Origin of the sequence: Prevotella sp. HMSC073D09 (assembly GCF_001814145.1) — a bacterium.
Taxonomy (GTDB): domain Bacteria; phylum Bacteroidota; class Bacteroidia; order Bacteroidales; family Bacteroidaceae; genus Prevotella; species Prevotella conceptionensis.
In genome coordinates, this window is the sequence record NZ_KV815146.1 from 1 (window position 1) to 1,674 (window position 1,674).

The following is a 1,674-nucleotide window of genomic DNA, read 5'->3' on the forward strand; positions in this document are numbered from 1 at the left end:
AATTTGTAGAGATTTTAAAAGTCTAGATGACTTCACTTAACCCAGAACTTGCCCATCTGGTGCAAAAGAAGGAATAAAAGAGTGATTTAGATAGTTTTTTAATAACTCTCGATACCCACCACACATGAATGTGTCTGAACGAAAATCAAATCTATCTCTTTCCAGATTAAAAAAATCATAAAACCAAAGAAAATCTATTGAACATTTTCCTTTATGAAGTATAATTCTAATTGCATATATTCTCTCTCTTGGTATAAGTTGTCCATTTATTTTCTCTTCTTCCCTAATGGCGGAAATATCCCATTCAGAAACTAATTTTAGCATATATTTTGGGAAAAGGCGACTATTCGTTTCCTTTATCAGACCAGTTTCATTGGTATAAGAAACACTCTTCTGCTTATCCCATAGCGTCATATTGAAGTCACCTTGCAGGCCACTCTGTTGCATGATGTAAATGGTGTCTTGGAAGTCTCTTGTATGATCGTCCTGCCCTTGAATGCCATTCTTCCGAGTGACATAAACGTTAGCCTTACAATTAAAACAAATAAAGCTGTCTAAATATTGCCATTGAATATTTTTTACGATGCTGTCCGGGAGCTGTTTTATTTGATTATGAATTTGCTGATTACAAGCTTGCAAGTTAAAATGTGATAAGATAGAGAATTTTGAAGAGCGGATGTCTTGAGGTATATTATACCCCAAGACATAAATTATATTGATTATCAAAAGAATAAGTTTCATTATTTACAATCTTCTAATAATAAAAAGGAGTAGAAACGCTAAAAGATGCGTTTACCTTAACTTTCCTGTTGTAGAACATGCTAAATCTGTTCCAAATTATTCGAGTACTTTCTAATCCTTTTCGTTGTCCAGGACTAGCATCTATACCATAATGAGTTCGAAGGGGGATATTGTGCTCTGCTCTCAATTGATTTTCAATGTGAGTTGAGTATTTTTCAGAGTTTGGAATATTGATTCCGTTAACTGTAACCCATGTGCTTTGATCGATAGTTCCCCTCCATGTGTCTTGAATATGCGCCATTTCATGACCTAATCCAATGTAAGCTGGTCTATATTCTGTGCCATATTCATTTAAACCACCTGTTGTTAAATTTGGATTCCATAATATATAAGTTCCATTTATATCTGCTCCATTTTGTTTTCTTTGGGCAATCTCAACGCTATTAGTTGAGTTTATAAGCTCAGAAACTAAAGCATTTCCTACATCTCCTCCCGTTCGTAATTCGTTTAATGCAGATGTCAATGAATTTATAAAATTATCTGTACCAGAATATAATTCTCCATTACTATTTCGGAAACCATATTCTCCATTTTCACCTGCACTATAACTATACTTAATCCTTTCTATCCCTGCTGTTCCATTTGTAATTAAGACAGTTGTTATACTATCTCCATGAAAATCTATTGTATTCATTGGATTATTTGCACAAATATTGTAAGCAGAAAGCTGAGGGTATTTTTCAGCAAATCTATCCACTCCATACCACAAGCTTGTTACGGGATTCATATACCGTGCCCCATAATAGTACAGTCCGGTCTCTTGATCGAGTTCCTTGCCATTGAACTTATACTGCATATCCTCTGTGGATGTGTGTTCATCCACAAGGAGTTCGCCATAGGGCAGGTAGGCATCGAACTGGGTGATGTTGGCCT

General features: G+C 35.2%; 2 protein-coding genes. Both read right to left on the reverse strand.

Features of this window, described 5'->3' with window-relative positions:
* Positions 1–36: 36 nt before the first annotated feature.
* Entirely contained in the window at positions 37–741 is a 705-nt protein-coding gene (locus HMPREF2955_RS14050; protein ID WP_019189117.1) for a hypothetical protein, read from the reverse strand.
* Between the two features lie 13 nt (positions 742–754).
* Positions 755–1,674: RHS repeat-associated core domain-containing protein (locus HMPREF2955_RS14055; protein ID WP_246830167.1), on the reverse strand; the 920-nt coding region annotated here is incomplete at its 5' end.